This window comes from Bartonella bilalgolemi (assembly GCF_023500045.1).
GTDB classification, from domain to species: domain Bacteria; phylum Pseudomonadota; class Alphaproteobacteria; order Rhizobiales; family Rhizobiaceae; genus Bartonella; species Bartonella bilalgolemii.
This window is the reverse complement of sequence record NZ_JAMCOF010000029.1, coordinates 220-1,022: the sequence shown is the minus strand read 5'-3', so window position 1 is coordinate 1,022 and position 803 is coordinate 220. Positions and strand designations below refer to the sequence as shown.

Here is an 803-nt window from a genome sequence, read left to right as displayed (position 1 = left end):
TTTTTTGTACTGTCTGCCACAACTTCTTTCTCAAATGTGGAATTAGGAACTAAGTTTCTTCTCATGAATAAATTCTTAATTGTTTTCGGACCTTCGACAGAGCTATTTTTTGTACTGTCTGCCACAACTTCTTTCTCAAATGTGGAATTAGGAACTAAGTTTCTTCTCATGAATAAATTCTTAATTGTTTTCGGACCTTCGACAGAGCTATTTTTTGTACTGTCTGCCACAATTGCTTTTTCACTATGCTCTTGTCTAACAACACTTACGTAATTATCAATTTCTTTTAAAAGATCGGAATCATTTTCAAGATGATACTCTTCTTTTAATCGAACCTTCAAACGTTTCACAATATAATCCATATAACGTTTATTTTCATCACTATCACCAAGAGCTAAACTTCTATGTATCATATCTAGATCCATGTCTAATACTTTAGGATTTCCAGAAATACGTTTTAATAAACTCTCAATTTTTTTCCGACTTTCGACAGAGCTATTTTTCGTACTGTCTGCCACAACTTCTTTCTCAAATGTGGAATTAGGAACTAAGTTTCTTCTCATGAATAAACTCTTAATTGTTTTCGGACCTTCGACAGAGCTATTTTTTGTACTGTCTGCCACAACTTCTTTCTCAAATGTGGAATTAGGAACTAAGTTTCTTCTCATGAATAAATTCTTAATTGTTTTCGGACCTTCGACAGAGCTATTTTTTGTACTGTCTGCCACAACTTCTTTCTCAAATGTGGAATTAGGAACTAAGTTTCTTCTCATGAATAAATTCTTAATTGTTTTCGGACCTTC

The 803-nt window shown here is 33.0% G+C and carries 1 protein-coding gene; it reads right to left on the bottom strand.

The window, feature by feature from the left end; translation table 11 throughout:
- On the bottom strand, positions 1 to 728 hold a 728-nt coding region (locus tag M4Z11_RS07325; protein ID WP_249678032.1), incomplete at its 3' end, for a hypothetical protein.
- Positions 729 to 803: the final 75 nt, after the last annotated feature.